Origin of the sequence: Catenuloplanes nepalensis, assembly GCF_030811575.1 — a bacterium.
Lineage (GTDB): Bacteria > Actinomycetota > Actinomycetes > Mycobacteriales > Micromonosporaceae > Catenuloplanes > Catenuloplanes nepalensis.
Genome location: NZ_JAUSRA010000001.1, coordinates 8160644 through 8186840, shown reverse-complemented (window position 1 = coordinate 8186840; position 26197 = coordinate 8160644). Strand labels below are relative to the sequence as shown.

Here is a 26197-nt window from a genome sequence, read left to right as displayed (position 1 = left end):
CGACAATGAGCCGTCAGGCCCGGTCCGGGGTTTCCTTCGGACCGGGCCTGAGGCCAGAATGCGGGAGGCCGATCGCCATGCGGTGGCCCACATAGACATAACCCCGCCCCCTTGGCGCCGGGTGGACCGATACCGCACCCCCCACCCCCCGAAAGCGGCCGGTCCACCCGGCGCCACCCCTCACCTCGCGTCTACGCACGCCAGCGGCGGAGCACCCCGCGCAGCATCCCGTCGTGGGGCGCCGGGTGGACCGATACCGCACCCCCCACCCCCCGAAAGCGGCCGGTCCACCCGGCGCCACCCCTCACCTCGCGTCTACGCACGCCAGCGGCGGAGCACCCCGCGCAGCATCCCGTCGTGGGGCGCCGGGTGGACCGATACCGCACCCCCCACCCCCCGAAAGCGGCCGGTCCACCCGGCGCCACCCCCCTCGTTGAGATTCGACGGCGAAGCGCCGCGCGTAACCTCCATTCGGGATATCAAGAGGGGGTGAATGCGGATGGCTGAGCGGAACAATCCGGCGGCCGGCGGCAACGGACACTCGGGGGGCCGCTCCCGAACCTGGACGGCGCCGGTCCGGGCGATGACCCGGATCATCGGGGCCGACGGCTCGCCGCCGCCCACGCCCGCGCGCGACGTCGTGCGCAGCGCGGTCGTCGACTGCGCGCTCTACGTCGACGGCGTGCGCCAGGAGGGCCGGCAGGACTACGCGTCCGCGCTCGCCGCCGCGCGCGAGCAGCCGAACGCGTTCGTCTGGCTCGGCCTGCACGAGCCGAGCGAGGCCGAGATGGCCCCGATCGCCGAGGCGTACGGCCTGCACGAGCTCGCGGTCGAGGACGCGGTCAAGGCGGAGCAGCGCCCGAAGCTGGAGCGCTTCAACGACGTCGTGTTCCTGGTCTGCCGCACCGCGCGATACCTGGAGCACGGCCGGCTGACCGAGCACTCCGAGGTGGTGGAGACCGGTCAGGTGCTGATGTTCATCGGCCCGGCCTTCGTGATCACGGTGCGGCACGGCAACGCGTCGCGGCTCTCCCCGGTCCGCACGGACCTGGAGGCGCGGCAGGAGTTGCTGGCCCAGGGCCCGTGGGCGGTCGCCTACGCGGTCTCGGACCGGATCGTCGACCACTACATCGAGGTCGCGGACGGCATCGAGGACGACCTGGACGCGCTGGAGGAGGACGTCTTCTCACGCGCCGGCACCAGCAGCATCCAGTCGATCTACCAGCTGAAGCGCGAACTGGTGGAGTTCCGCCGCGCGGTGGTGCCGTTCCAGCGGCCGCTGCTCACGCTCACCTCGGACGCCAGCCGTGGCACGGTGCCGAAGGAGATCCGCCGGTACTTCCGGGACGTGCAGGACCACCTCAGCCGCACGATCGAGCAGGTCACCGGCAACGACGACCTGCTCAACTCGATCCTCCAGGCGCGGCTGGCCCAGGTCTCGGTCGACCAGAACAACGACATGCGGAAGATCGCTTCGTGGGCCGCGATCGCCACGGTGTGGACCGCTGCCGCGGGCATCTACGGCATGAACTTCGATTTCATGCCGGAGCTGAAGTGGCGCTACTCGTACCCCATCCTGATCATGCTTTTGGTGATCACATCGGGCACGCTCTACCGCCTGTTCCGGCGCAACGGCTGGCTCTAGAACAGACAGAGACCGGCCTGGGGGTACGCGTACCCCCAGGCCGGTTTCACGATGATTTCAGCCGTTCGGCCAGCGGTCCGGGCCGGTGATCGGGTCGCCGTGCGTCTTGTTGCCCGCACCGGCCATCCCGGTCGCGCCCGCCATGCCGGCCGGCCGGATCGACGAGGCCGGCGACGAGGCCGGCGACTGCGGGTCAGCGGACAGCCGGTCGGACACGGCGATCCGGTCCGCGGTCGGCTGCTTGTCCTGGTCCTTGCCGCTGTCCTTGTCGGAGGAGCCGGAGTGCATCGCGCTCGTGGCCGTGCTCTTCGCGGTCTCCGCCGCGCTGATCACGCTGTGCTTCGCCGACTCGGTCGCCGACGCGATCCTCCCGGCTACCGCCCCCTGGGCCGACTGAAGACTGTCCTTCGCGGTCTCGGACATGTGCTTCGCGTTCTCGGTCATCTGCCGGGCCGCGTCGGTGGCGCTGCGCGCGGTGCTGGACTCGTGGGTGGTCCACTGGTCCTCTTCGCGCTGCCGCCGCTTACGCATGATCATCGAACCGGCCACGCCGGCGGCGACGCCGATCATCAGCAAACCGGTCAGCTTGCGGTTCCGCGACATGCCTCGCTCCTCACGGCCGACGGCGCGGCGCAGCGCCTTGGCGTTCTTCCGCTTCATCCGCCGGGTCTGCTTCCCGGTCTGTCGCGCGCCGTCCGCGGCCGACATGGCCAGCGGGGTGAACGCCGCGATCCCGCCGGCGGCCGCGTTGCGCGCACGGCTGGCGGCCGGTGTCACGACCTCGCGCGCGGCGTGCACCCGCGGGCCGACCGTCGCACCGACGCCCTCCGCCGCGTGCGTGGCAGCCTGCCTCAGGTGATCCAGGCCCTCTTCGAGCTCTTCCCGGACCATCTGGCTGCGGGTTTTGCTTCGCCCGATACCGAACACCAGCCCCACCTCCGAAAGGGTGTCTGTCCCTGTGGTGATCCTGCCCCTTCGGGTGCCGCCGTGTAGGCGGAACTCGTACATGGGAGGATCCGCTTGGAAACTGAACTGTCCAACCGACGAAGGAGTACCCGTGGCCCAGGCTGTATATGCCACCCTGCACACCAACCACGGTGCGATCCGGCTCGAGCTGTTTCCGCTGCACGCCCCGAAGACGGTGGCCAACTTCGTAGAGCTGGCCGAGGGCACCAAGGAGTGGACGGACCCGCGCACCGGCCAGCCCGGCCAGGGCCCGTACTACGACGGCACCATCTCGCACCGGGTGATCAGCGGCTTCATGGTCCAGATGGGCGACCCGACCGGCACCGGCACCGGCGGTCCCGGCTACAAGTTCGCCGACGAGTTCCACCCGGACCTGGTCTTCAACCGGCCCTACCTGCTCGCGATGGCGAACGCGGGGCCCGGCACCAACGGCTCGCAGTTCTTCATCACGGTGTCGCCGACGCCGCACCTGAACCACCGGCACACCATCTTCGGCCAGGTGGCCGACGACCAGTCCGCGCGCGTGGTCGACTCGATCGCCACCACGCCGACCGGCCCGATGGACCGTCCGAAGCAGGACGTGGTCATCGAGAAGGTCGAGATCGAGCGCGTTGGCTGATCTGACGTACTTTTGATCGTATGAGTGACGTTCCGGCGACCGTCCCGGTCTGCTACCGGCATCCCGGCCGGGAGACGTATGTCCGGTGCACCCGGTGCGACCGATCGATATGCCCCGACTGCATGAACGAGGCGTCGGTCGGCCACCAGTGCCCGGAGTGCGTGGCCGAGGGAAGACGTACGCAGCGGCCGGTCCGCACCGCCTTCGGCGGGAGCGCGGCCGGTCGTGCCGGAGTCGTCACGACCACGCTGATCGGGCTCAACATCCTGGCCGCCGTGCTCGGCGTGGTCTTCTCCGGGATGAACGCGCTGGTCGGCGACGGGCTGTTCAGCGGCGCCTCGATCCTCCACTACGCCGGCGCGGTGGTCGGCCCGACGATCACGGTGCTCGCCGACGGCGGCGTGGCGGACGGCGCCTTCCCGGAGTTCGGCACGGTCTTCCCCGGCGTCTGGGACGGCGGCTACTACCGGCTGTTCACCGCCATGTTCATCCACTTCGGGATCCTGCATCTGCTGATGAACATGTGGGCGCTGTGGATCCTCGGCCGGCAGCTGGAGGCCGCGCTCGGCCCGGTGCGGTTCCTCGCGCTCTACCTGGTCGCCGGGCTCGGCGGCAACGTGGCCGCGCTGTTGATCGACGCGAATTCGCTCTCGGCCGGCGCCTCCACCTCGATCTTCGGCCTCTTCGCCGCGCTCTTCGTGCTGCTGCGCCGCCTCGGCCGGGACACGTCGTCCGTGCTGCCCATCCTGATCGTGAACCTGGTGATCACGTTCGTGGTGCCGAACATCTCGATCGCCGGGCACGTCGGCGGGCTGGTGGTCGGCGGGCTGGCCGCGGCCGCGCTCGCCTATGCCCCGGCGCGCAACCGGGGCCTGATCCAGGGCGGCGCGCTCGGGCTGATCTTCGTGATCCTGGCGGTGCTCGCGCTCACCGCGTCGACCTGACCTCGGTCAGGAGCGGCAGCACCTCCTCCGGGGGTACGCCGAGGTCGGCCTTGGTGAAGACGTGCAGCGTGTCGCCGGTGTCGACCTCGAGCGTCTCGGTGCGCACGCCGAGGCGCGGGCGGGCGTCCAGCCGGACCGCCTCGATCCGGTCCCAGCTCAGCCGCGTCCGGCGGGCGAAGCCGGTCACCATGGTCAGCCCGTCCCCGTCGGCCGCGAGCCGCACCGGGGCCAGCAGGTCCCGCGCGGCCCACACCACCAGCCCGGCGCAGACCGAGGCGCCGACGCCGAGCTGGGCCCGGTCCCCGTCGGCCAAGCCGAGCGCGAGCAGCAGCAGCGCGACCCCACCGGCCAGCTTCACCACCGGTAGCCAGATGGGCACTCTCCAGAACATCGGGTCGGTCATGCCCGCCAGCATGCCAAAGCATGTCCGGAAACCGCAGCGGCCGCTGTCCGCTCCGCGCACAACGCCGGTGTCCGGCACGTCATATCCACGTCGCGCCTCGTTGAACCGGCATGGACGTCTTCTCGCGAACGTTCCTGCCAGCCGCCGCCGAAGCCGGAGTGGCCGTCCCGACCGTCAGCCGGCACCTGCCGGTCTTCCGCCGGTGCGTCGAAGCCGACGACACCGCCGTGCTGGTGGCCCGATGCCTCCGACCCGACCGGCCGCTGCAGGGTGAGTTCCTGCTTCTGCTGACGCAGCGACGACTGGTGGTGACCCAGGAGACCCGGCTGCTGCGCCGGCTGCGACTGCATCTGAACGCGGAGTTGCGGCACCTGGGCAACGTCAACTGGAACCCGGACGTGCAACTCTCCGCGGTCGAGCTCGCGGCCACCGCGATCGACGGCGTGCGGGAGCGGTTCTGGATCCGGGTCGGCCACCCGAAGCAGCTGTGGCACCTGGACGCACTACTCAGCCGGGTCTTCCGGCCGAAGTCGCTGCCCCGCCCGACCCCGGCGGCCGCCGCCGGCTGATCCGCTCCGCCGTGCCGGTGCGGGGGCATTCCTCGCACCTACGGTGACGACGAATGCGCAATTAGTAAGAGAAAGTAGATCGGGGAAGTAATACGCTGTAGTGACGCAAAGTTGATCACGCCTTACCCCAAACCCGGGATACACCTGAAGCGATCCTGCGGCTAGGCTATGGCCGATCTCGTCGTCCCGCAGGTGTGGAGAAACTCCGGTGAAGCTTTCGATCCTCATGCCGGTCTACAACGAGGAAGCCCGTTTGGCTAACGCGTTGAAGCAGGCACTGGCGGTGGACTACCCATGCGAGATCGAGCTCGTCGTCGTCGACGACGGCAGCTCTGACGGTACCGGAGAGATCCTGTCCGCCGTCGACGACACGCGGGTGCGCGTGATTACCCACGCGAAGAACGCGGGCAAGGGCGCCGCGATCAAGACCGCGGTGGACTCGGCCGAGGGTGAGTTCATGGTCATCCTCGACGCCGACCTGGAGTATGACCCGCAGGACATCCCGCGCCTGCTCCAGCCGGTGCTCGACGGTCACGCCGAGGTGGTCTACGGCAATCGCACGTTCGGCAGCCACAGTGCGTACAGCTTCTGGTACGTGATGGGTAACAAGGGCGTCACCACCGCCGCGAACGTGCTCTACAACTCGTATATCGGCGACCTGGAGACCTGCTTCAAGCTGATGCCGGTCGAGCTCTACCGGTCGCTCGCGATCAAGTCGCGCGGCTTCGGCATGGAGGCCGAGGTCACCGGCAAGCTGCTCCGCCAGCGCATCCGGCCGTACGAGGTGCCGATCTCGTACCGCGCCCGGGGCCGCGAGGAGGGCAAAAAGATCACGTGGAAGGACGGCGTGGAGGCCATCTGGATCCTCGCCCGCGAGCGTGTTCGCAAGCCCAAGGCAGCGCGCTGACCTGAAACATCCAACAACGCCCGGGTGCACTCGCACCCGGGCGTTGTTGCGTTATGTCGGACGAACCACTTCCGACGTACCGTTGATGCGGTTTGTCGCTTTATTGAATTGGCACTAGCTCAACCATGCTTTAACTTTGAGTCCGTGACGACCATGCAGGATCTCCTCACGATCGGCGACATGGCGGCCCGCAGTGGCGTCGCGCCGTCCGCGTTGCGGTACTACGAGCGCCTCGGCCTGATCCACGCGGTCCGCACCGGTGGCAACCAGCGGCGCTATCAGCGCGCCGAGCTGCGCCGAATCGCGTTCATCCGGGTGTCGCAGCAGGTCGGCGTGTCGCTGGAGGAGATCAGGGAGGCGCTCGCCTCGCTGCCCGGCGGCCGCGTGCCCACCAAGGCCGACTGGGCGCGGCTCTCCGCCGGCTGGCACGGCAAACTGGAGGAGCGGATCGCGCTGCTCGAACGGCTCCGCGACAGCCTCACCGGCTGCATCGGCTGCGGCTGCCTGTCGCTGCAGAAGTGCACGCTCTACAACCCCGGCGACGAGCTGGCCGCGTTCGGCCCCGGCCCGCGCATCCTGCTGTCAGGCGACTAACAGCACCTTGCCGAGGTGCGAGCTGGACTCGACCACGCGGTGCGCCTCCGCGGCGTCGTGCATCGGGATCCGGCGGTCCACGATCGGCCGGACCGCGCCGGACTCGACCAGCGGCCACACGTGCTTACGCACCTGGCGGACGATCTCCGCCTTCTGCGCCGCCGGCCGGAACCGGAGCGCGGTCGCGATCAGCGTGCCGCGCTTGGCCAGCAACTTCGAGATGTGCAGCTCGGCCTTGCGCCCGCCCTGCGTCCCGATGATCACGAGACGCCCGTCCGGCCGCAGCGCCTCCACGTTCCGCGCCAGGTAGGAGCCGCCCATGATGTCCAGGATCACGTCCGGCGTGACGAGCCTCTCGAACTCCTCGCTCGCGTAGTCGATCGTCCGGTCCGCGCCCAGCTCGCGCAGCGCGGCGTGCTTGCCCTTGCTGGCCGTGGTGACCACCGTGGCCCCCAGCGCGCGCCCCAGCTGGATCGCGAACGTGCCGATGCCGCTACCACCGCCGTGCACCAGCAGCGTCTCACCCGCCGCCAGGTGGGCCGCCATGACCACGTTGGACCAGACCGTGCACGCCACCTCCGGCAGCGCGGCCGCGTCCACCAGGTCCGTGCCCGCCGGCACCGGCAGCACCTGCCCGGCCGGCACCACGACCCGCTCCGCGTAGCCACCGCCGGACAGCAGCGCACAGACCCGATCCCCGATCGCGAACCCGGTCACGCCCTCGCCTCTTTTCAGGACGATCCCAGAGCATTCCAGTCCCGGGTACGCCGAGGCGCCCTTCGGCGGCGGATAGTCCCCCTGCCGCTGCATCAGGTCCGCCCGGTTCACCGCGCTCGCCGCCGTCTCGATCAGCAGCTCGCCTTCCCCCGGCTCCGGATCCGGCACCTCCGCCCAGACGAGCGCCTCCGGTCCACCGGGCTCCGGGATCGTGATCGCGTGCATACGCTTCCTTATACCCTCATCCACAGACGATCCGACACCCGGCACAAGCCACCGCATCGCCGCTGGTAGAAAACTTCCGGCCCGCTTGTCAACGCCTACCTGCCCCCGGGGTTGAAAATCCCCCCAACCGGTCTGGCAAACTGGTGGTCGGGTGTTCGCATGGCCGGAACTTTTTTGCGACACCCAGGCGGCGGAGCGTGCCCAACACCCTCCGACGAAGCCGGGAGGGCTCGCCTAGTGGCCGATGGCGGTGGTCTTGAAAACCACTAAGGGTGGTGACACTCTTCCAGGGTTCGAATCCCTGGCCCTCCGCATCTAGGTGCGGTAAGCGGGTCGTCAGCAGCGAAAACGCTGCGGCGGCCCGCTTCTTGCGTCTCCGGCTGCGGTCCCACTGCGTCTCGCTTGATCTTGCTGTCGCTCGGCGTTCGGGGGCGTATCGGGGGGAAGGTCTCGACGGGCTCCCGCCACCTTTCAGGGGGCTTGTGCGCCGTCGGACCGCTTGCGGCCCGGGCGGCGGGTGTCTGGTACGTCACAGGTGCGGTCGACGGTCCGGGCGTTCGGCTTGTGCCGCGCGAGGGGTGACCCGAGGGGACCAGAGGCAAGCCGCGCAGCGGCGCGGCAGCCGATCGCCGGGAGCACAGCGGCGGCCGGCACCCACGCGATCGTTACGGTCCGGACCACCGCGGGTCGTCAGTTGAGCGACCGCGGCCGCAACCAGAGGTAGAGCAGGAAGTCCAACTCCGTGATCTCCTCCGCGTCGTGTGGCGGCAGGAACGCCTCGTCCTCCCCCGGCTCGCGCTGCTTCGGGATCGTCAGCTCTCGATAACGGCCAGGCCGGTTGAGCGCGAGCAGCATGACCGCAGGGCTCCTTATCGCGGCGGCGCGGGCTCGGGCGTTCATGGTGAAGCCCGAGAGCGAGTAGAGGATGCCGCAGTCCGCCGCGATGTCCAGCAGCTTGCCCGCGAAGTGTTCGACCGCTCCGACGCCTACCGCCTGCTGCCGCTGCCGGCATTCGATCGCGACGGCGACATCCTCTCCTACGACCGGTCCCCACATCAGGATCTCGATCGGCCGCGGGCTGCCGCTGAGCCGGCCGATCAGGCTCCGGTTGTACAGAGTGGTGGGCCGCCCATCGAAACAGAAGGTGAGCCGGCTGATCGAGCGGTGGTACCGCTCCAGGGCAAGAGCTACGTCCTGATCCAGCGCGGGCCCGGCTTGGGCATCGTCGGGAGAAACCATGCCGCGACGCTAGAAGCTCTCACCTGCTCAAGGCCGCCCACCGTGTGCGTCGCCGGCAGCCGATGCCGGCCGGAGGCCGCCAGCAGGCCGCCGACGACGCGGCACCGCTTGCGGTGCCCTTGATCCAGAAGAGACCAATTCGGCAGGCTGTGAGGCGGCGAGGCTTCGTGCTCGACCTCGAGGGCCACAATGGAGGGTATGCGCGTTCTCTTCCCGTGGCGTTTGAGTCGCCGCAGCCCAGCCAATCTGGTCGGACACGCCCCTCTTCGCCCAATGCGCTGGTGGCCAGCAGCAGCTTTGGGTGTAGTTTTCGTCGTGGCTGGTGGCGCTATCGCCATGGCATTGCTGGGTGTGTGGGCACCGGTGCCCGCTAGTGTCGTGGATCCTAATGCGTACCAACTCGATCGAGTCAAGGTCGGTTTGACTGTCTCGGCGGGATTGGCAGCCGGCGTGACGCTTCTAATTACGCTGCGGAGGCAAACGCTGAGTGAGCGTACCCAATGGTTTACTGAGGCCGATGCAATCGAAAGACGGATTACTGACCTGTATGTAGCTGCAACAGACCAGCTCGGAAGCGAAAAGTCGGCCGTACGCCTAGCAGGTCTTCACGCTTTGGAACGTTTAGGGCAGGCCCATCCTCCTCTACGCCAGACGGTCGTTGACGTGGTATGCGCCTATCTAAGAATGCCGTACTTGCCACCGTATGAGCTACTTGATGATGTCGCCAAAGAGTCAAATATCGATCCGATTGAGGACTCGGCAACTAGACAAGAGCTGCAGGTAAGACTTACGGCGCAACGCCTTCTTGCCCGGCATTTCAGATCGGATAACGTGATTGGCGAAAGAGGCGACCACTCTCCCACCTACTGGACTAACGAAGACGGCTCACGACTTAACATCGACCTCACAGGTGCAGCGTTAGTTGATTTTTCTTTCAGCAACTGCACAATCGGAAGGTTCGAGTGCCGTGGAGCCGATTTCTATGGCGGAGCAGGCTTTATGGAGACGCGCTTTTTCGACTACGTTGAGATGGCGGAAACCCGCTTCTGGTCAAGCGCCGGATTTGCCGGTGCGGAATTCCATGGAGTGGCCAGATTTGACAATGCTACCTTCGATGGCTTCGCCGCGTTTTTGGGTACACGCTTCGAAAGTCACGCGAGTTTGGTTTCCGTTGTTTTTCGAGCTAATGCCAGTCTCCGTGAGGCGGCATTCAAAAGTGATGTTGACTTTGCTGGGGCGGTATTCGAGGGCGCTACCGACCTCACCGCCTCCAACTTCTGGAGCTACGCGGAACTAGGCGGATTACAATTTCTGCGTTTCGTTGACTTTACAGACGTGACCTTCCATTCTGAAACTAAAGTGGCGCGGTTGAGGATAGGCGGAGGGGCCAATCTGGTCGGTTTAAGATTCTTCTGTCCGGTGGAGCTAGTTGACGCGAAGTTTTTCGGTCGTGTTGACTTGGATGCCGTCCTCGCGGAGGGATTTAATCCGGCGGGCGCTCTTGTCTCCGATGAGGTTCATCTTCCAGCAGGGTGGAAGCGAGGACCCATTCTTGATAACAAACTCTCGCGCGTCGTGGCTGACACGCCTGAAGTCTCGGAAAGGTCGGCGTGATGCCTCGCCATTGCACATCTGCCACATTAGCGCCGATCCAGATTACGTATGAATTCCCTCCATGACGAGATGCTGTACCGGAGAATTGGTCCAAGTTGAGATTTGCTGTCGCGGACCAGAACGAGATTCGATGGTGTGACTGCCACTTCGACGCAGTGGCCGCCGTTGGGGCTGCTGCGGGTGGACTTCTTCCAGATCAGGTTGTCCATGACTCTGCGGCCTCCTGGATCAGCTTGAGGGACTGGCGTTGGGGAAGTGCTTCCCCTAGGAGACCTTCCCAGATGTGGTGGATGGCATCAACGTCCGTCGTGGCCTCGATGACCAAGCCGCGGAGCTGGGTGTCGATGTAGGCGATCTCGGGGTGGCCAGGGCTCCTGGCGAGCGCGAAGGCGCCGGCTAGGCCTCTATGTGCGCCTACCTCGGTGCGGAGGATGTGGATCTCGATGGTCCCGCTGTGGCCAACCGTGGCTAGGTGACCGAGTTGACTGCGCATCAGCTCGGGGGAGGCGCCGATGGGGCGGTGAAGGACCGATTCTTCGAGGATCGTGATGAGACGCGGTGGGTTTGGGCGGCTAAAGATCTTCTGCCGGTCGATGCGGGCCGCTACTCCGCGTTGGAGAGTGTCCTCGTCGGCTGCCGGGTCACCGGTCTGGAACATCGCGTGGGCGTAGGCGGGTGTCTGTAGCAGGCCGTCCAGGACGAGTGGTTGGTATGAGCGGAGCGTGGTGGCGGCCTGCTCGATGTCTGCCCAGGGGCGGAACCACTCGGGCAAGGTCTCGCGGGTGGCGGTCGCTTGCGCGGTCTCTAAGAGGCGGATGAGGAGGCCTGCTGTGCCGAGTGTTTCGTCGGCGCGGCGGATGAGGGCGTCGCTGGGTAGGCGCCGACCAGTCTCGACAGCGGAGATCTGGCTGTCGGAGAAGTGGATCTCTACGCCTAGTTCTTGTTGAGTTATGCCACGGGATTCGCGTGCGATCCGTAGTTCTCTGCCTAGAGAAGCCAGCGTCGGGTGTGGGGTGCGTGCTTGGTTACTGATCACGGCGCACCACAGCTATTCCTCATGAGTGATCTCGGATTCCCTTGCTGGATAACTGTTTCGGACTGATGGTCGTGGGGAGTTGAATCGGTTCCGTCGAGGGGCGCTGTCGGAAATAGTTTTCGTGGATCTGATTGATCGGGAGGCGGCCGTGGCATCCGCCGCGACTGGCGTCCCTATCCGAGGAGAGTCGATGTCTGCGGAGACTGTTGACAGCGAGAAGGAAGCAAAGAGCGGCGATCACCCGATTTGGTGTGATCCGGCGGAATGCTGGATGGAATCGGTGGGTGCGTGGCATCGGTCGCGCATGGAGTTCATACAGTTGAGTGATGCGCTGGGTACTCGGGTTGGAATCCGCCTGCTCAGGTGCACGTCGTTGCCGGACGTGACCTTCGTCGAGTTGGAGGCGTACACCGACAGCATTGAGGAGCCGGTGATGGAGCTGATGCTCGGGGCGGAAGACCTGGAGAGGTTTTCCGGGCTGCTCGACTCCGTGTCGCGCGCCTTGGGCACGGAGATGGCGCGGCCCGTGGTCCTTGCGATTCCACGAGGCAGAGGGACAGGCCGAGGGAATCCGAGCTTGATCCCTTAGACCAGGCGGCTTGTGTAGCCGGCTGCCACGAGGCGCCCGTATGCCGCCCGGACTGAGTCGGGCATCGGCTGGGGGATTGCCCATCCGGCTTCCGCCCAGGTGTCGATGCGTTGGGTGTCGCCGACCATGGTGTCGATGACCTTCTTGACGTTGCCGATGAAGGCGAAGTAGTCGTCGATGGGGAGTGGGTGTGAGGCGCAGATGACGTCGACCTCGGGCCAGTGCTTCTTGCAGATGGAGTAGCCGCGTCGCTGCTGGTAAGGGCGGGACATGAGGGTGATGGTCTTGATGTCCTTATAGCCCTGCTCTTCCAGCAGCTCGCGGGAGAGGACGATGTTCTCAGCGGTGTGCCGGGCTTTTGTCTCGATGAGGATCGCCTCGTCGGGCACGCCGTGCTCCAGGGCGTACTCGCGGTAGTGCACGGCTTCGCCGCGCGGGAAGACCTCGATCGTGGGCGGCGCGTTGGCCCCGGTGAAGAGCAGGATCGGGTACATGCCGCGGTGGTAGAGGTCGGTGCCGATCATGGCTACGCCGATGTCGTGGCTGCCGAGTCCGATGCCGATGTCGGTGGGGCGGAGTTCGTGGCCCATGTGGTGGTAGTTCCACAGGGTCTCGACATCCTCGCGGATCTCGGCGGGGATGCCGGCAGGGCTGTTCGTCATGGCGCGGCCTCCGGGTGAAGGTCAGTCGGGGATCTGGAAGTGGTAGGTCCAGGCGAAGCGGGACGCGGCGTGAACGCCGCGGGCGAACTCGATCGGGCGCCCCTCGGCCGTGTACGTGATGCGGTGCAGGATCATCACCGGCTCACCGCCCGGCAGCTGGAGTAGCTCGATTTCGTCGGGCGTCGGCATCCGGGCGCGAACGGTCTCGGTGATGTTGTCCGGCTCCAAGCCCTGACTCGTGAGAACGGCGAACCCACCACCACGGCCGGCAGGGCCGGCCTTCGCGTCGACGAGCGGTGTGCCCTCGACATCCTCCGGCCGGTAGTAGCTATTCAGGGTGTGTGTCGGGGCGTCGGCTTCCTTGACGAGACGCGCTCGCTCGTAGACCTGATCGCCGACCTCAAGACCGAGTGCTTCCGCGATGTCGGTGTCCGCGGTCGTCATCCGTACCGTCTGGGTCTGGTCTCCGGGTTTCCATGGGCGGCCGGTGGCCTCGCGGTCGGCGGCGAACGCGACCAGGCCGGAGCCCTTCCACTTGCTCTTCGCGTAGCGGTCGGCGCCGAGGCGCTTCATCGGCAGGCGCGGGCGGACCACGGTGCCGCGACGGCGGACCGGCGTGACGAGACCTTCGGCTTCGAGGATGCGTACCGCCTGGCGGACGGTCTTGATGTTGAGAGGGTGGTTCGAGATCGTTTGGGTTGATCTATGCGTTGAGTCCGTTTGGAGATCGTTCTACGGGTTCATGATAGATAGTGATCACTCGATGGCGTGAAGGGTGAATCTTGGTCGCGTCCCGTGGCCGGGGTGGGGTGTTGGCCCGGTCATGGGTGATCGGAAGCCGTATCCGAGTGACGTCAGCGATGCGCAGTGGGCGTTGATCGGCCCGTTTCTGGACGTGTGGCGGGCGGGGCGGGTGTCGGTCGCGGGCCGGACCGGTGAGCAGGATCTGCGGGAGGTCGTGAACGCGATCCTGTATCAGAACCGGACCGGCTGCCAGTGGGCGTATCTGCCGCATGACCTGCCACAGAAGCCGGTGGTCTACTACTACTTCGGGTTGTGGCGTGATGACGGCACCGACGCGGTCATCCATGATCTGCTGCGGTGCCAGGCCCGGCAGAAGGCCGGCCGGGCCGAGGACCCGACCATGGTGGTGCTGGACACCCAGTCGGTGCGGGCCGCGAACCACGTCCCGGCTGCCACGACCGGCAAAGACGCGGGGAAGAAGGTTCCGGGCCGTAAGCGGGGCCTGGCCGTGGATGCTCTCGGGTTGATCGTCGCCGTGGTCGTGGCCGCCGCGTCGGTGACCGACAACGTCATCGGGATTCGGCTGCTGGACAAGGTCGCCGCGCACGCCCCGACCGTCACGGTCGCGATGGTCGACGCCGGGTTCAAACAGGACGTCGCCGTCCACGGCGCCGTGACAGGTATCGACGTCGAGGTCGTCAAACGCTCCGACACGATGCCGGGGTTCGTGCCGGTGAAGAAGCGGTGGATCGTCGAGCAGGTCTACGGCACCCTGATGCTGCACCGCCGCCTGGCGCGTGAGTACGAGAGCCGCCCGGAATCGAGCGTGTCCCGCACGCTCTGGGCATCGATAGCGAACATGGCCCGCCGCCTGACCGGGACCAGCACCCCGACCTGGCGAGACCGGTAACGGGCCCGCTGATGCACCTGGACACGATCCTCGACCTGATCACCGCGCAGGAGACCACCGCGACGCAGACCGCGCAGCGGCTGCGCGAGCAGATCAGCGCGCTCACCACCGAACTGGACCGCACCGACCGTGAACTGGCCGACCTCGCCACCACCCGGACCACCCTGAAAACAATCGCCGCGGCCCAGTTCACCGCCGAGGAACCGATCGTGATCAGCTCCGCCTACCAGCAGATCCTCACCATCCTCGGCACCGCACCCGACGGCATCCGCGCCAAGGGCATCTGCCTCGCCCTCGACATCGAACCCACACCGGCACACGTCGAAGGCACCCGCGCGAAGCTCAAACGCCTGGTCCACCACAAACTCGTGACCGAGACCGAACCCGGACTGTTCACCCTCACCCAGAAACGGACGTAATCTCCCTTACCGCCCTCTGACGCCGTGGAGGGTCGCAATTTCTTCCTGTTTGGGCAGCGTGGCGCCCTCGGCGTACTCGCCGCGCAGGATCGCCGCTCGCAGGATGGCCGCCAGTTCTCGGTAGCCGGTGGTCATGGTCCCTCCTCGGTTGAGCGCCCTGAAGCTAGCACCTCGGAGATCGGCTGTTCCGTTTAGGAGTAGCTCTATTGACAGCACTGACCCGCAGTGTCTCTAATAGAGCTAGCTCTAATGGTGAAGGCGGGGAGGCCGGATGTCGGCGAGCGAGATCGAGACGGGTTCCTCCGAGCGGTACCCGGATCGGGGCGAGCAGGCTGGAGATCCGCTCCCGGCCTTCGCTGTGGAGTTTCTGGTCTGCACCTCATGCCGGGGTGTCGGCTGGAAGTACGTGGTCAGGCGGTCGGCCATGCGAGTGATGGCCTACACCTGCGACAGGACCGACGCGTCGTTTCGTCGGTCCTGTCTTGATTGCGGTGGCTCTGGAAAGCTGCCGCGTCCTGAGCTGGTGTCGAGGCAGGCCATGCGGGCCAAGCTGGCACCGTTCCTTTCTTCCGGCTCGCACCAGGAGTAGGAGTGGTCTGCCTCGGCGCCCTCTCGGCTTCGGCGGGGGCGTGATGGATCCCAAGGCCGGCGATGTCCTGGTTGTTGATCGGCGAGCGTCGGTGCAGTTCAACGGAGACAACGCGCTGATCCTGCGAGTGATCTCGGTGTCCGACAGGGCGACCTACGACGGGTGGGCCTGGATTGCCGGCTACGTCCTCGACCCGGAGACGGGCGAGGCGACCGTACGGCGAGAGATCTTCGTGCTCCGCGGCGGTCTGCGGCTCGCCGCGTCAGGCTCAGCGTTGATGAGGAGGGGTGGACGATGGCGGTCTATCTGACCGCGGAGGCACGATCCGAGCTGCGGGAGGCGCAGCGGCAGTTGGATCGGCATACCGACCTCTCTAGCGACGGACGATGCCCGATCTGCGAGTTGGAGGGTCCATGCCCTTTGCGGCGCGCGGCCTTGCGGGTATTCGGCCGCTACGCGCGGTTGCCAGCGCGGCGGCCCGGCGCCACCCGCCCACAGTTGATCGGGCTCCGCAAGGTCGGCGTCCGATCGGAGTGGTTCGGCGCGCAGGCGGTTGAACAGTCCCCCGACGCGTGACTGGTCTTGCCTGCTCATGTGCATCAGGTTTAGTGTCTTGTGTTGTCAAGTGGGTTGTGTGATCTGGGCGGAGTGTGAGTGAGCGCGTACGAGGTGCCGACGCCGAAGTACCTGCGGGTGCTCAACACGATCCGTGAGCGCATCGAGAGCGACAAGTACCCGCCGGGAACCTCGCTGCCGTCCGAGAACACGCTCGCCAAAGAGTTCGGGGTCGCGCGTCCAACCGTATTGAAAGCGCTGGGCATTCTGCGGCAGGACGGGTGGATCGAGTCGCAGCAGGGCAAGGGGCACTTCGTGCGTGGCCGGCCGTCCGCCGCCGGCGTCTCCCCGCAGTACGCGCGGGAAGCGTTGTACCTGGACGAGACCGTTTCCACGAACGTCGTGCACGTCGGGCCGGTGCTGGCCCCGCCGCGGATCGCGGCCTCGCTGCACATCCCGAACGAGACGCCGGTCTACGTGCGGCATCGGATCACGGTGTCGGAGTTCGGGCCGGTTGACATCGTGTCGACGTACGTTCCGGTGGATGTGGCGGTCGGCACCGACATCATCAAGCCGGACCCGATCGAGGGCAGTCTGCTCGACCACATCAGCCGGGTCCGCGGCATCCGCGGGGACTATGTGGTCGAGCGGCTGACCGCTCGCCGCGTCACCGAGAGCGAGTCCGGCATGCTCGAAGTGCCTTACGACGAGTCCGTGATCAGCACTGTGATCACGGTGTATCAGTCGTCGGGTGAGGCCGTTCTGTGTTCGCAGCTGGTGATGCCCGGTTCGCGGCACGAGATCGACGACGCCTACCCGCTGCCGTAGCGGCGGCGCACAGTCGCTCGGATGAGCGACGATCATGTCTTCGCATCCGTCCTTGCGGCGGTAGAGGCCTTCCAGGGGTACGGGATCGAGCGCCTGTCGCTGCCGCTGATTGAGTCCGGCGACGCGATGGAGATCAGTTTGCTGCCGTTCTCCGGGCGCCCGTGGATGGCCTCGTCCATCCGGGATCTGCGGTTCTTCGCGATGGACCGGGAGCCCCGCGACGAGATAGCGTTCTTCGACTTCACCGCGCTGGTCATCAAGCCTCATGAGGCGTGGCCAGCGGGACTGCCGGCCCATCCGCCTTCCGGCACGGATGGGCCGTCGCTGTCGTGGCTGCATGGCGACGGGCCCACCGCGTCGTTCGACGTTGTTGCGGCCGTGGTCCAAGTGCTCACAGAATTCGGGCCGTGACTGTCCGGATGCTCATGATCTGAAATTCCGGATCCCCGCCTTTGCTTGTGTGTACAAGTCGGCTTAACTTGTTTGCATAACCGGTCATCACTTGGATGGCTGTGTAGCAAGGAGGCTGGTTCGTGGTTCCGCTGACGTTGAAGGTGCCGGTGCCGTCTGAGTACGTGTTTCCGCGTGGGGCGCTGTGCCTGGGTGTGGATGCGCAGGTCGACTTTGACCGGCGTGGGGAGGCGGACAACCAGGCGCGGGACAAGGAGACAGGGGAGCGGGTCTGGGTCGTCAAGGTCATGGACCTGGACCCGGAGGCTGGGAAGTTCGGGCGGACGACCGAGGTGAAGGTGAAGGTCGTGGCGCCGTATCAGCCGGTGCCGCCGGCGTCGAGCGTGCCGGGGTATCCGCCGGCGGTGGAGTTCGACGGGCTGACGATCACGCCGTATGTGGACGGGAACCGCTGTGGTGGGTCGTCGAGCAAGTGCCGGGCGCGGATGGCGTATTCGCTGCGCGCTACCGGGATGCGTGCCGTGGGTGTCGTGCCCGGCGCGGCTGCTGCTTGAGCAGAGAGTTTGACGCGGGGCGGGCCGTCCTCCGACCAAAGACTTCGGCCCGGCCCCGCGCTGCCAACCCGTACCCCTCGAAAGGAGTGGGGCTGTGAAGCCCACGGTAGATGAGGCTGCCCCGATGCAGTCGATCGGCGCGCAGCTGTCGGCGCTGCTGGGTGCCATGCCGGACCGAAACGCGAGCGACCACGAGCGGGCGGCCTGGTTCGACGCGAAGGCTGACCTGCTGGAGCGCGTCGGCACCACGGAAGCGGTCGAGCTGGCGGGGACGGCGCGGGAGACCGCGGCCCGGCTGCGCGGCCCGGGGGTGGCGTGATGGCCACGGCCACGCTGTTCACGATCGTCGGGCTGCACTGCGGTGCGCCGTCGACGGTCTCCGCGATGTGGTGCATGTACTGCGAGTCCTGGGTCAAGCCGCGTCGGTTCGACCCGAAGCGGATGTGCTGCCGTCGCTGCCGGGCGCGGCTGGGCCGTCCGGTGTGGCGGTGGTCGCTGTGACCGTCCGTCGTGTTGTCGTGAAGAAGCTGGCGGCGCTGGGGATCGCGGCCGTCCGGCACGTCTACGTCTCGTCCCCGGTCGACGTGCTGCGGGTGGCGGCGCTGGTGGAGATCTCCGCTGCCGCCGCCTCCCTGGCCCGGACAATCGTGAAGCTCCACCACCTCGACCCGGCCAGCATCGCCCCGTACGTCTCCGATCCGGCGGACATGCGCGCGGTGCTCGGCCGTGGTCGGTGGCTGCCGACCATGATCCGGCACGTGCCGGAGACCAACACCAAGCCGGGCCAGCACAGCCGGCGGCCGGCACCGGAGCCCGCACAGCGTGCGGATCAGATCGCGCTGTTCCCCGACACCGGGGCGGCGTCATGCCGCTGATCAACGTCATCCCAGGGGACAAGATCCCGCCCGCGCCGATGAACGTCCGGGTGCCCGTGTGGCGGGTGCCGGGCTGGCTGCTCGTCCTGTGGTGGACGCTCCGCGGCGCCTTCCGCGCGACGGTGCTCGCGGTCCGCTACTGGTGGCTGACCGGCCCGGCCGCGCTGATCGCCTGGATCTGGGTCGACTTCGGCTGGGAGATCCTCCTCGCCGTGCTCGCCACGCTGGCGGCGGGCGGTGCGGCGTGGTGGCGGTGGCATCGCGCGACCTGGCGCCGGTTCGTATGGTGGCCGCTGCTGGGACGGTGGCGGCGGCTGTTCGTCTACCGGCGCGGCTGGGCGCCGGCCATGGCCACCTGCGGGCTGGCAACCGCGTTCGGCGGGGACAAGTACGTCCCGCAGCTCCTCGGCGTCCGCGCCACCGCATTCGGCGACGAAGTGACCGTGCGGATGCTGCCCGGCCAGCACCCGGACGACTGGGGCAAGGCTGCACCGCGCCTGGCATACACATTCCGTGTCCGGGACGGCCGTGCTCGCACGCATCGCCGTCCCGACCGGATCATCCTGGTCTTTCTGCGCCGCGATCCGCTGGCGGAGACGATCGCACCGATTGCGACTCCCCCGAGCCTTGACCTCGCCCGGCTGCCGCTCGGCGTCCAGGAGAACGGCGACGCGTACGCGCTGCGGCTCGCCGGGTCGCATGTCCTGGTCGGCGGGGCGACGAACGCGGGCAAGGGCTCGGTGATCTGGGCGCTGATCGCCGCGCTCGCGGGCGGCATTCAACAGCGGCTCGTCGAGCTTTGGGTCTTCGACCCGAAGGGCGGCATGGAGCTGGCCGGCGGCCTGCCGCTGTTCACTCGCTTCGTCTACGACACCGCCGAGACCATGGCCGGCGCCCTGGAAGACGCGGTGGTGCGCATGCGGGCGCGCGCCAACCGGCTCCGCGGCGTGACCCGCCAGCACACCCCGACCCCTGGTGACTCGCTGATCGTCATCGTGATCGACGAGTTGGCCGCGCTCACGTCCTACATCTCCGACCGCAAGGTCCGCGACCGCATCCGCGAGTCGCTGTCGCTGCTGCTGTCCCAGGGCCGCGCGGTCGGCGTCCACGTGATCGCTGCGCTTCAGGACCCGCGCAAGGAGGTGCTGCCGTTCCGGGACCTGTTCCCGACCCGGATCGCGTTGCGGCTCACGGAGGCCGAGCAGGTGGATCTCATCCTCGGCGACGGCGCCCGCAACCGTGGCGCACTCGCCGACGAGATCCCGGAGACCTCACCCGGCGTCGCCTACGTGGCGCTCGACGGCGTGCGTGAGCCGGTCCGGGTCCGCTTCGCCTACCACTCCGACAGCGACATTCAAGACCTCTGCCACCGGTACGGATACGCGCAGGTCGTCGAGGGCGAGATCGTGGAGGGAGACTGATGAGCCGCGCCGAACGCTTCGAAGGCGTCGTCCTGGTCGCCATCCTGCTGACCGTGGGCACGCTCGCCGGCGCCGCGTCGTTCACCCACGTCCACGACTGGACCATGGACAACAGCCCCGCCGGTACGCCGGACTGGTTCGGCTGGGCCAACGCCGCGATCTCCGAACTCCTCCCGATCGCCGCGCTGCTCACCATCCGCGCCCGGCGTCGCGCCAACAAGTCGACCCGCTACCCAATGTTCCTGCTCATCTGCGGCGTCGCGCTGTCGCTGTCGGCACAGCTCGCGGTCGCCAAGCCAGGCATCTCCGGCTGGCTGCTCTCGGCCGTACCGGCGCTGGCCTTCATGGGCCTTTCCAAGCTGGTCCTCTCCGGGAAACCGGCCACGCCCTCGGTGCCGATCAAGGCTCCGGTCATGGAGCCGGCGTCGTGGGTGCCGACCGAGCCGGCGGCGGCCGAGACTCCCGTGCATCCGTCGCCAAACAGCGGCGCGTCGGACACCGGGCCGGGACCGCACGTCACGAATGAGCGGCCTGGTCTGGTGCCAGTGCCCGCGCTGGCCTTCACCCGCCCGACCGTGGAGGTAACGCGATGACTCAGCCGACGCTGATCCCGGTAGCGGGCGACGAGCCCCGGCCGGGCTCACGGGCCGCCCGGATGCGGCAGCCACTCGCCAAGGAAGCGCTCAAACAACTCGCCGAGAACAACGGCGTCTGCGTCCGTCCCGTCGTCCTGCGCCGCACCGACACGTTCACCGGCGTCACGGAAATCGTCGAAGTGCCGTGCGGGGCAACCCTGGCCGCGAAGTGCAAGCCGTGCGCCGAGCGCGGCCGGCGGCTGCGCATTCAGCAGATCCGGGAAGGGTGGCACCTCGCCGACGAGCCCGCGATCGACCCAGACCCGCCCACGGCGGAAGTGCTCGACCTCGTGGCCCAGCGCGCGCACCTGGAGTTCGACCGGGAAGCGGTCAACTACCAGCCGATGACCCCGGACGAGCGCGCCGCGCAGATCACCGGCCTGGATGAAGAGATCGCCCAGGCTGACGAGCTGCTGGCCGAGACGAACCTCCGCGGCCACCTCACCCCACGCGACCGGGACGACCGCCCTCGGCGGAAACGGTCGACGAAACGCCGTCAGGACTCGCCAGACCTGCCCCGGCTCCCGGTCGACGGGCGCACGGTCGGCCGGGCGTTCGCTGGGCGGGACGGCCATACCTATCGGCCGTCGATGCTCGTCACGCTGACCCTCGACTCGCACGGGCCGGTCCACTCGCACATCCGACGCGGCGCTTACGTCGTGCCGTGCGAGTGCGGCGCCCGGCACGGCCAGTACGAGCCGGAACTCGGCACACCGGTAGACCCCGACGCCTACGACTACCGGCGGGCCGCACTCGACGCGATCCACTTCGCGCGGGTGATGGACCGCTGGTGGCAGAACCTCCGCCGGGCGGCGGGATGGAACGTTCAATACGCCGGCGCCGTCGAGCTCCAACGGCGTCTCGCTCCGCATGCGCACTTCGCAATCCGCGGCACGATCCCGCGACGGCTGCTCAAACAGGTAGCGGCGGCCACCTATCACCAGGTGTGGTGGCCACCGTTCGACCGCGCGACCTACACGGTCGACAAGCCGCCGGTCTGGGACACCGACCAGGCGACCTACGTCGACCCGAAGACCCGCGCGCCGCTACCGACGTGGGCTGAGGCCCTGGACGCGATCGACGAAGACCCCGCCTACGTCGCCCGGCTCGGCCGCATCGACGCACGCGGGATCGACTCCGGCACCAAGGACGCCGAGCGCGCGATCCGCTACGTGACCAAGTACGTCACCAAAGACCTGACCGAACACGCGACACCGAAGACCGACCCGCAGCGCGCGCACTTCGACCGGCTCCACGCCGAGCTGTCCACGCTGCCGTGCTCCCCGACGTGCGCGAACTGGCTGCTCTACAACGTCCAGCCGGACGGCGCGAAACCCGGCCTCACACCGGGCCGCTGCACCGGCAAGGTCCACCAGCGCTCCACCCTCGGCTTCACCGGCCGCCGCGTCCTGGTGTCTCGGCAGTGGTCCGGCAAGACCCTCGCCGACCACCGCGCGGACAACCGTGCCTGGGTCCGCGCCGTCCTGGCCGGCGGCCTCGCCGACTCCGAGGACAGCTCATCCGCGATAGGGCCAGCCGACCCGAAGCGCTTCCGCTTCGAGCTGGCCCGGCCGGACGACCCCGACGTACTCCCGGTCGAACATCGGGTTCTACGTGCTGTTTCAGCCCGTATCCGATGGCGCGGCGAACTTGCCGCCGCTCAACCACGCCCCTTTTCGGCAAATCCCACTCAGCAGGCCGCATGAAGTCGAAGGAGATGACCGGAGGCTTGGAGCGCAAGCTGCTGTCCGTCCCTGAGGTGCTCGCCGAACTCGGCGTCCCCCGCTCGACCTTCTATAAGTGGCGTCGCCTCGGCATCGCCCCGCGCTGCATCAAGCTCCCTAACGGTGAGGTCCGCATCCGACGCGCCGACCTCGACGCGTGGCTGTGCCAGCGGGAGGACAACGCCGCATGAGCAGCTACGACGTGAAGATCCACGACATGGGCAAGCGGGACGACCGCGGCAAGGGCAAGAGCCACCGCGTCCGCTGGGTCGTGGCCGGCAAGCGCTTCGAGCGCTCCTTCACCACGAAGGCGCTCGCCGACCGCTTCCGCTCCGACCTGGTGAAGGCCGCTGCGGCGGGTGAGCCCTTCGACGAGATCACCGGCCTGCCCGAGTCCAGGCTGCGCGAGCAGGACCGCACCACTTGGTACGACCACGCCCGCGCCTACATCGAGATGAAGTGGCCGCACGCTGCGGCTAAGTCCCGCAAGTCCATGGTTGATGCGCTGCTCACGGTCACCCCGGTTCTGATCGTCGCTGATCGCGGGGCGCCGGATGCGGAGACTTTGCGCCTGGCGCTCTACCGCTGGGCGTTCAACCCGAACACCAGGTCCGAATCCGTTCCGGCAGCGGAGGAGGCAGCCCTCGCCTGGCTGACCCGGCAGTCCCTCCCGGTCAGCCGGTTGCGCGATACCGACCACATCCGTACCGCGCTGAATGCCTGCTCCCGGCGACTTGATGGAAAGCCGGCGGCGGCCACTACGGTTCAGCGCAAACGCGCCGTCTTCTACAACGCGCTCGGCTACGCCGTCGAGCGGAACCTCCTTGACTTCAACCCGATCGACCGCACCCAGTGGAAGGCACCCGCGGTCGCGGAGGCGGTCGACCGGCGGGTGGTCGCCAACACGGCGCAGGTGGAATCGCTCCTCGACGCTGTTCCGGCAGTGCATCCGCAGGGCGCTCACCTGGTCGCCTTCTTCGCCTGCCTCTACTTCGCCGGCTTCCGTCCGTCCGAGGCCGCGTCGCTGCGCCGGGCCGACTGTCACCTTCCCGAAAGCGGCTGGGGACGGATCGATCTAGCCGAGACCGCGCCACCGACCGGGGCCGACTGGACGGACGACGGAGAGGTGCGCCAGGTACGCGGCCTGAAGCACCGGGCCGAGACGGAGATGCGCAGTGTCCCGATCCCGCCCGACCTGGTGCGCATCCTCCGCGCTCACCTGGCAAAGTTCGGGACCGCCGATGACGGCCGGTTGTTCCGCGCGGCTCGTGGCGGCTACCTGGTCGAGTCGACCTACGGCGAGATCTGGCGCGACGCGCGGAAGGCCGCACTGACTCCCGAGCAGGCCGTCTCCCCGCTCGCCGGCCGACCCTACGATCTGCGGCACGCCGCGGTGACGCTCTGGTTGAACGGCGGTGTTCCGGCAACCGAGGTCGCCAGCCGGGCCGGCCACGGTGTCGCCGTGCTCCTCAAGGTCTACGCGGGTTGCATCGACGGGGACGAGGAGCACATCAACCAGCAGATCGAGCGGGCGATCAAGGCGAGTCGGGGGCGGGGGCGTATTCGGGGGAACCGCACTCAAAATTCGGCGCGTTCCACGCTGAAACAGCAGGTCAAAGCGGGTAGGGGTTCGCCGAAACGCAGTTCCCTTGAAAACCACTAGGGGTGGTGACACTCCTCCAGGGTTCGAATCCCTGGCCCTCCGCATCCCCATGCGGACAAGCCGCGGTGACCAGCACGATCTCTGGTCACCGCGGCTTTCTTTTGGACCTGAGCGATCCCGCCGGGTCGCGCCGACCCTGCGCTCGATGACCCCGCTGTGGCGAATCCGCGGCAAATCCGCGCGAGCGCTGTTTGAGCCGGGAATCGACGCGGTGGAAGACGAAACGGGCCGCCGGGGATCCGGCGGCCCGTTTCAGCGATGGCCGGTCAGTTGTCGGTGAGTGGGCGGACGTCCCAGAGCCAGACGTCGGAGATGCGCTGGCCGGGGCCGAGGAGGGATTCCAGGGCGAGGAGGAGCTTGACGTCGGTGCCGCTGTCGCGGGGGAGGACGACGGCGTCGGCCTTCCAGTAGCGGAGGTCATCGACGGCGGCGGTGCGGTCGGCGTCGGTGATGACGACGGGCTCGTCCTTGCTGCCCTGGATCTTCTCGAAGAGCAGCCAGGTGGGGCGGGGCGGGGCGCCCCAGCGGCCGGTGTTGTCGTCGGGGGAGGACGGGCCGAGGAAGTAGCCGCTGGGCACCGCGAAGCCGACGTCGGCGGCCGAGCCGTACCGGATGCTGGTCAGGCCGTTGACCGGGACCGGGACCAGCGTGCGGCCCTCGGCGACGTAGTCGCGCCAGGTGCCGGCGGTGACGAAGTCCGGGACCGGCGGGCGGTCGTGGCCGGCCAGCGGGGTCGGCATGATCGGGATGAGCGCGCCGGCCAGCACGGTGACGCCGAGCAGGCGGATCGGGAGGCCGGAGGTCTCGGCCGGGCGGGCACGCTCGGCGACCCGGGCGACGATGACCGCGAGCAGCACGCCCATCGCGACCGTGGTGATCAGGTTGAACCGGGCGACCACCATCGCGTTGACCACCGGCAGGTGCTCGAGCAGCGCGAACGGGCCGGGGATCCGCAGGTTGCGCTGGTTGTTGAGGTGGATGACCGGGCCGAGCGAGAGGATCGCGGCGCCGGCGCCGGTGACCGCGAGCACCCGGACAATGTTCTCCCGGCGCAGCCAGACGATGCCGGCCAGCGCGATCAGCATCAGCGGCCAGCCGAAGAACGTGACCTCTTCGGTGAAGTTCGGCGCGAGGCCGGCGGCGCTGCTCTTCCCACCGCCGATCGACTCGGTGGCGAACGCGAAGTACGACTCGATGGTGGCCGGCTTAGGGTCGCCCGGGTGGCCGCTGTAGTGCTGCGGGCCGGCGAACTGGTGGTAGAGCGGGTAGGCGGCGAACAGCAGCACCAGGCCACCGCCGATCGCGAGGCTGCCCGCGGCGCGGCCGAATCGGGCGCGGACGTCCTTCCAGTTGAAGATCGCGTAGCCGATCACCATGAACGCGCACGCGATCGCGGTCAGGAAGAGGTTCTCCTCGCCGACGAACAGCTGCGCGAGAACCAGCGCACCGAGCGTCAGGCCGTTGCGGACCGTGCGGCCGGGCTCGCCGAGCCGGATGACCGACCAGATGATGAACGGGATCAGCCACTGCGACGTGATGTGCGGGTGCCCGTTGCTGTGCGAGATGATCGCCGGCCCGAAGCCGATCACGAGCGCGCCCGCGAACGCGCCGACCCGGGACTCGACCAGGCGACGGGAGAGCAACCAGTACCACGTGAGCGCCGTGAGGAACAGGTTGGCGGTCATCAGCGACAGGTAGGTCACCTCGGGCCCGGCGACCATGGTCAGCGGCGACAGCAGGATGCCGGGCAGCTGCATGGCGACGTTGCCCATGAGGTTCACGCCGTCCGGCGCGTTCTGCAGCGTCGTGAAGAACGGATTGTCCAGGTTCCGCACGACGTGCGCGTCGTAGGCGAACATCCACTCGTTGAACGCCTGGTCCTTGGCCTGCTCGCCGAGGACGCGGCCCCACGGGTCGATCCAGGTGCGGATGGTCACCCAGAACGCGCCCAGCAGGTAGACGAGCGTGACCAGGATGTCCGCCCGACGTCCGGTCCAGCGCGGGGACGTGCCCGCGGGGGTGCTGCTCTCGGTCGCCGGAGGCGCCTCGGGGGCGGCCTTCTCCGGCTCGCCGGCCTCGGCGGCCTGCGACACGGTGCTCGAAGTGGTCACGGCGAAAGAGGGTAACCCGTGCGTGTGAC

Annotated in this window: 33 protein-coding genes and 1 tRNA gene; 24 read left to right on the top strand and 10 right to left on the bottom strand. The window is 67.8% G+C overall.

What is annotated here, in order from left to right; genetic code table 11:
* Positions 1 to 499: 499 nt before the first annotated feature.
* The gene (gene corA / locus J2S43_RS35525) at positions 500 to 1645 is read left to right on the top strand and encodes a magnesium/cobalt transporter CorA (protein WP_306836657.1); all 1146 of its coding nucleotides are present in this window, start codon (positions 500 to 502) and stop codon (positions 1643 to 1645) included.
* A 57-nt stretch (positions 1646 to 1702) separates the two neighbouring features.
* On the opposite strand, the gene J2S43_RS35520 is transcribed toward corA, so the two are convergent.
* Entirely contained in the window at positions 1703 to 2581 is an 879-nt protein-coding gene (locus J2S43_RS35520; RefSeq protein WP_306836656.1) for a hypothetical protein, read from the bottom strand.
* A 121-nt stretch (positions 2582 to 2702) separates the two neighbouring features.
* Between J2S43_RS35520 and J2S43_RS35515 the strand changes: the two genes are divergently transcribed.
* Both J2S43_RS35515 and J2S43_RS35510 read left to right on the top strand, forming a co-directional pair.
* Positions 2703 to 3230, top strand: coding sequence for a peptidylprolyl isomerase (locus J2S43_RS35515; protein ID WP_306836654.1), 528 nt, complete (start codon positions 2703 to 2705; stop codon positions 3228 to 3230).
* Positions 3231 to 3250: 20 nt separating this feature from the next.
* Positions 3251 to 4174, top strand: a complete 924-nt coding sequence (locus tag J2S43_RS35510; RefSeq protein WP_306836651.1) for a rhomboid family intramembrane serine protease — start codon at positions 3251 to 3253, stop codon at positions 4172 to 4174.
* Here J2S43_RS35510 and J2S43_RS35505 read toward each other — a convergent pair.
* Positions 4158 to 4577: a PH domain-containing protein gene (locus J2S43_RS35505; protein ID WP_306836649.1), complete on the bottom strand. Its 420-nt coding sequence runs from the start codon at positions 4575 to 4577 to the stop codon at positions 4158 to 4160. The genes J2S43_RS35510 and J2S43_RS35505 overlap by 17 nt on opposite strands.
* Before the next feature lie 110 nt (positions 4578 to 4687).
* Here J2S43_RS35505 and J2S43_RS35500 point away from each other — a divergent pair, with 110 nt between their 5' ends.
* The 3 genes from J2S43_RS35500 (at position 4688) to soxR (ending at position 6647) form a co-directional block, all read left to right on the top strand.
* Positions 4688 to 5146 carry a hypothetical protein gene (locus tag J2S43_RS35500; protein WP_306836647.1) on the top strand — a complete coding sequence of 153 codons (459 nt, stop codon included), beginning with the start codon at positions 4688 to 4690 and terminating at the stop codon, positions 5144 to 5146.
* A gap of 208 nt (positions 5147 to 5354) precedes the next feature.
* Positions 5355 to 6053, top strand: coding sequence for a glycosyltransferase family 2 protein (locus tag J2S43_RS35495; RefSeq protein ID WP_306836646.1), 699 nt, complete (start codon positions 5355 to 5357; stop codon positions 6051 to 6053).
* Positions 6054 to 6206: 153 nt separating this feature from the next.
* A complete protein-coding gene (gene soxR / locus J2S43_RS35490; RefSeq protein ID WP_306839676.1) occupies positions 6207 to 6647 on the top strand; it encodes a redox-sensitive transcriptional activator SoxR in 441 nt (146 codons plus the stop codon).
* Here the strand turns inward: soxR and J2S43_RS35485 are convergent.
* A complete protein-coding gene (locus J2S43_RS35485) occupies positions 6636 to 7589 on the bottom strand; it encodes an NAD(P)H-quinone oxidoreductase (RefSeq protein ID WP_306836644.1) in 954 nt (317 codons plus the stop codon). The genes soxR and J2S43_RS35485 overlap by 12 nt on opposite strands.
* A 223-nt stretch (positions 7590 to 7812) precedes the next feature.
* Between J2S43_RS35485 and J2S43_RS35480 the strand changes: the two genes are divergently transcribed.
* Positions 7813 to 7901: transfer RNA gene (locus J2S43_RS35480), tRNA-Ser, on the top strand.
* Between the two features lie 378 nt (positions 7902 to 8279).
* On the opposite strand, the gene J2S43_RS35475 is transcribed toward J2S43_RS35480, so the two are convergent.
* Positions 8280 to 8828, bottom strand: coding sequence for a restriction endonuclease (locus tag J2S43_RS35475; protein WP_306836642.1), 549 nt, complete (start codon positions 8826 to 8828; stop codon positions 8280 to 8282).
* Between the two features lie 198 nt (positions 8829 to 9026).
* Here J2S43_RS35475 and J2S43_RS35470 point away from each other — a divergent pair, with 198 nt between their 5' ends.
* Complete coding sequence (locus J2S43_RS35470; RefSeq protein WP_306836640.1) at positions 9027 to 10442, top strand: pentapeptide repeat-containing protein; 1416 nt, start codon at positions 9027 to 9029, stop codon at positions 10440 to 10442.
* Between the two features lie 26 nt (positions 10443 to 10468).
* On the opposite strand, the gene J2S43_RS35465 is transcribed toward J2S43_RS35470, so the two are convergent.
* Positions 10469 to 10651: a DUF397 domain-containing protein gene (locus J2S43_RS35465; RefSeq protein WP_306836638.1), complete on the bottom strand. Its 183-nt coding sequence runs from the start codon at positions 10649 to 10651 to the stop codon at positions 10469 to 10471.
* Positions 10639 to 11478, bottom strand: a complete 840-nt coding sequence (locus tag J2S43_RS35460; protein ID WP_306836636.1) for a helix-turn-helix domain-containing protein — start codon at positions 11476 to 11478, stop codon at positions 10639 to 10641. Before J2S43_RS35460 ends, J2S43_RS35465 begins: the two co-directional genes overlap by 13 nt.
* A 190-nt stretch (positions 11479 to 11668) precedes the next feature.
* Here J2S43_RS35460 and J2S43_RS35455 point away from each other — a divergent pair, with 190 nt between their 5' ends.
* On the top strand, positions 11669 to 12067 hold the full coding sequence (locus tag J2S43_RS35455; RefSeq protein WP_306836632.1) for a hypothetical protein: 399 nt from the start codon (positions 11669 to 11671) through the stop codon (positions 12065 to 12067).
* On the opposite strand, the gene J2S43_RS35450 is transcribed toward J2S43_RS35455, so the two are convergent.
* Both J2S43_RS35450 and J2S43_RS35445 read right to left on the bottom strand, forming a co-directional pair.
* Positions 12064 to 12729, bottom strand: a complete 666-nt coding sequence (locus tag J2S43_RS35450; RefSeq protein WP_306836631.1) for a YdcF family protein — start codon at positions 12727 to 12729, stop codon at positions 12064 to 12066. The genes J2S43_RS35455 and J2S43_RS35450 overlap by 4 nt on opposite strands.
* A 21-nt stretch (positions 12730 to 12750) precedes the next feature.
* Complete coding sequence (locus J2S43_RS35445; RefSeq protein WP_306836630.1) at positions 12751 to 13323, bottom strand: GntR family transcriptional regulator; 573 nt, start codon at positions 13321 to 13323, stop codon at positions 12751 to 12753.
* A gap of 229 nt (positions 13324 to 13552) precedes the next feature.
* Here J2S43_RS35445 and J2S43_RS35440 point away from each other — a divergent pair, with 229 nt between their 5' ends.
* Together J2S43_RS35440 and J2S43_RS35435 are read left to right on the top strand one after the other, a co-directional pair.
* A complete protein-coding gene (locus J2S43_RS35440; protein WP_306828527.1) occupies positions 13553 to 14383 on the top strand; it encodes an IS5 family transposase in 831 nt (276 codons plus the stop codon).
* 11 nt (positions 14384 to 14394) lie between these two features.
* The gene (locus J2S43_RS35435) at positions 14395 to 14802 is read left to right on the top strand and encodes a hypothetical protein (RefSeq protein ID WP_306828526.1); all 408 of its coding nucleotides are present in this window, start codon (positions 14395 to 14397) and stop codon (positions 14800 to 14802) included.
* A gap of 6 nt (positions 14803 to 14808) precedes the next feature.
* Here J2S43_RS35435 and J2S43_RS35430 read toward each other — a convergent pair whose 3' ends face one another.
* Positions 14809 to 14937: a GntR family transcriptional regulator gene (locus J2S43_RS35430; protein WP_306836629.1), complete on the bottom strand. Its 129-nt coding sequence runs from the start codon at positions 14935 to 14937 to the stop codon at positions 14809 to 14811.
* A gap of 497 nt (positions 14938 to 15434) precedes the next feature.
* Between J2S43_RS35430 and J2S43_RS35425 the strand changes: the two genes are divergently transcribed.
* The 13 genes from J2S43_RS35425 to J2S43_RS35365 all read left to right on the top strand — a co-directional run bounded on the left by J2S43_RS35425 (position 15435) and on the right by J2S43_RS35365 (position 24057).
* Positions 15435 to 15701 (top strand): hypothetical protein, encoded by a 267-nt coding sequence (locus J2S43_RS35425; protein ID WP_306836627.1) that lies wholly within the window; start codon positions 15435 to 15437, stop codon positions 15699 to 15701.
* Positions 15686 to 15967 carry a hypothetical protein gene (locus J2S43_RS35420; RefSeq protein ID WP_306836625.1) on the top strand — a complete coding sequence of 94 codons (282 nt, stop codon included), beginning with the start codon at positions 15686 to 15688 and terminating at the stop codon, positions 15965 to 15967. Before J2S43_RS35425 ends, J2S43_RS35420 begins: the two co-directional genes overlap by 16 nt.
* A 78-nt stretch (positions 15968 to 16045) precedes the next feature.
* Positions 16046 to 16774: a GntR family transcriptional regulator gene (locus J2S43_RS35415; protein WP_306836624.1), complete on the top strand. Its 729-nt coding sequence runs from the start codon at positions 16046 to 16048 to the stop codon at positions 16772 to 16774.
* 21 nt (positions 16775 to 16795) lie between these two features.
* Positions 16796 to 17185 (top strand): hypothetical protein, encoded by a 390-nt coding sequence (locus J2S43_RS35410; protein ID WP_306836623.1) that lies wholly within the window; start codon positions 16796 to 16798, stop codon positions 17183 to 17185.
* Between the two features lie 122 nt (positions 17186 to 17307).
* Complete coding sequence (locus J2S43_RS35405; protein ID WP_306836621.1) at positions 17308 to 17739, top strand: hypothetical protein; 432 nt, start codon at positions 17308 to 17310, stop codon at positions 17737 to 17739.
* A 94-nt stretch (positions 17740 to 17833) separates the two neighbouring features.
* Positions 17834 to 18058, top strand: coding sequence for a hypothetical protein (locus J2S43_RS35400; RefSeq protein WP_306836618.1), 225 nt, complete (start codon positions 17834 to 17836; stop codon positions 18056 to 18058).
* A complete protein-coding gene (locus J2S43_RS35395; RefSeq protein WP_306836616.1) occupies positions 18058 to 18240 on the top strand; it encodes a hypothetical protein in 183 nt (60 codons plus the stop codon). Before J2S43_RS35400 ends, J2S43_RS35395 begins: the two co-directional genes overlap by 1 nt.
* A 17-nt stretch (positions 18241 to 18257) precedes the next feature.
* Positions 18258 to 18614: a hypothetical protein gene (locus J2S43_RS35390; protein ID WP_306836614.1), complete on the top strand. Its 357-nt coding sequence runs from the start codon at positions 18258 to 18260 to the stop codon at positions 18612 to 18614.
* Entirely contained in the window at positions 18605 to 20035 is a 1431-nt protein-coding gene (locus J2S43_RS35385) for an FtsK/SpoIIIE domain-containing protein (protein ID WP_306836612.1), read from the top strand. Before J2S43_RS35390 ends, J2S43_RS35385 begins: the two co-directional genes overlap by 10 nt.
* Complete coding sequence (locus J2S43_RS35380; RefSeq protein ID WP_306836610.1) at positions 20035 to 20628, top strand: DUF2637 domain-containing protein; 594 nt, start codon at positions 20035 to 20037, stop codon at positions 20626 to 20628. The genes J2S43_RS35385 and J2S43_RS35380 overlap by 1 nt, the downstream gene beginning before the upstream one ends.
* Positions 20625 to 22376: a replication initiator gene (locus J2S43_RS35375; protein WP_306836608.1), complete on the top strand. Its 1752-nt coding sequence runs from the start codon at positions 20625 to 20627 to the stop codon at positions 22374 to 22376. Before J2S43_RS35380 ends, J2S43_RS35375 begins: the two co-directional genes overlap by 4 nt.
* Positions 22373 to 22585 carry a helix-turn-helix transcriptional regulator gene (locus J2S43_RS35370; protein WP_306836606.1) on the top strand — a complete coding sequence of 71 codons (213 nt, stop codon included), beginning with the start codon at positions 22373 to 22375 and terminating at the stop codon, positions 22583 to 22585. The genes J2S43_RS35375 and J2S43_RS35370 overlap by 4 nt, the downstream gene beginning before the upstream one ends.
* The gene (locus J2S43_RS35365) at positions 22582 to 24057 is read left to right on the top strand and encodes a tyrosine-type recombinase/integrase (protein WP_306836604.1); all 1476 of its coding nucleotides are present in this window, start codon (positions 22582 to 22584) and stop codon (positions 24055 to 24057) included. Before J2S43_RS35370 ends, J2S43_RS35365 begins: the two co-directional genes overlap by 4 nt.
* Positions 24058 to 24323: 266 nt before the next feature.
* Here J2S43_RS35365 and J2S43_RS35360 read toward each other — a convergent pair whose 3' ends face one another.
* Positions 24324 to 26168, bottom strand: a complete 1845-nt coding sequence (locus tag J2S43_RS35360; RefSeq protein ID WP_306836603.1) for a DUF6311 domain-containing protein — start codon at positions 26166 to 26168, stop codon at positions 24324 to 24326.
* Positions 26169 to 26197: the final 29 nt, after the last annotated feature.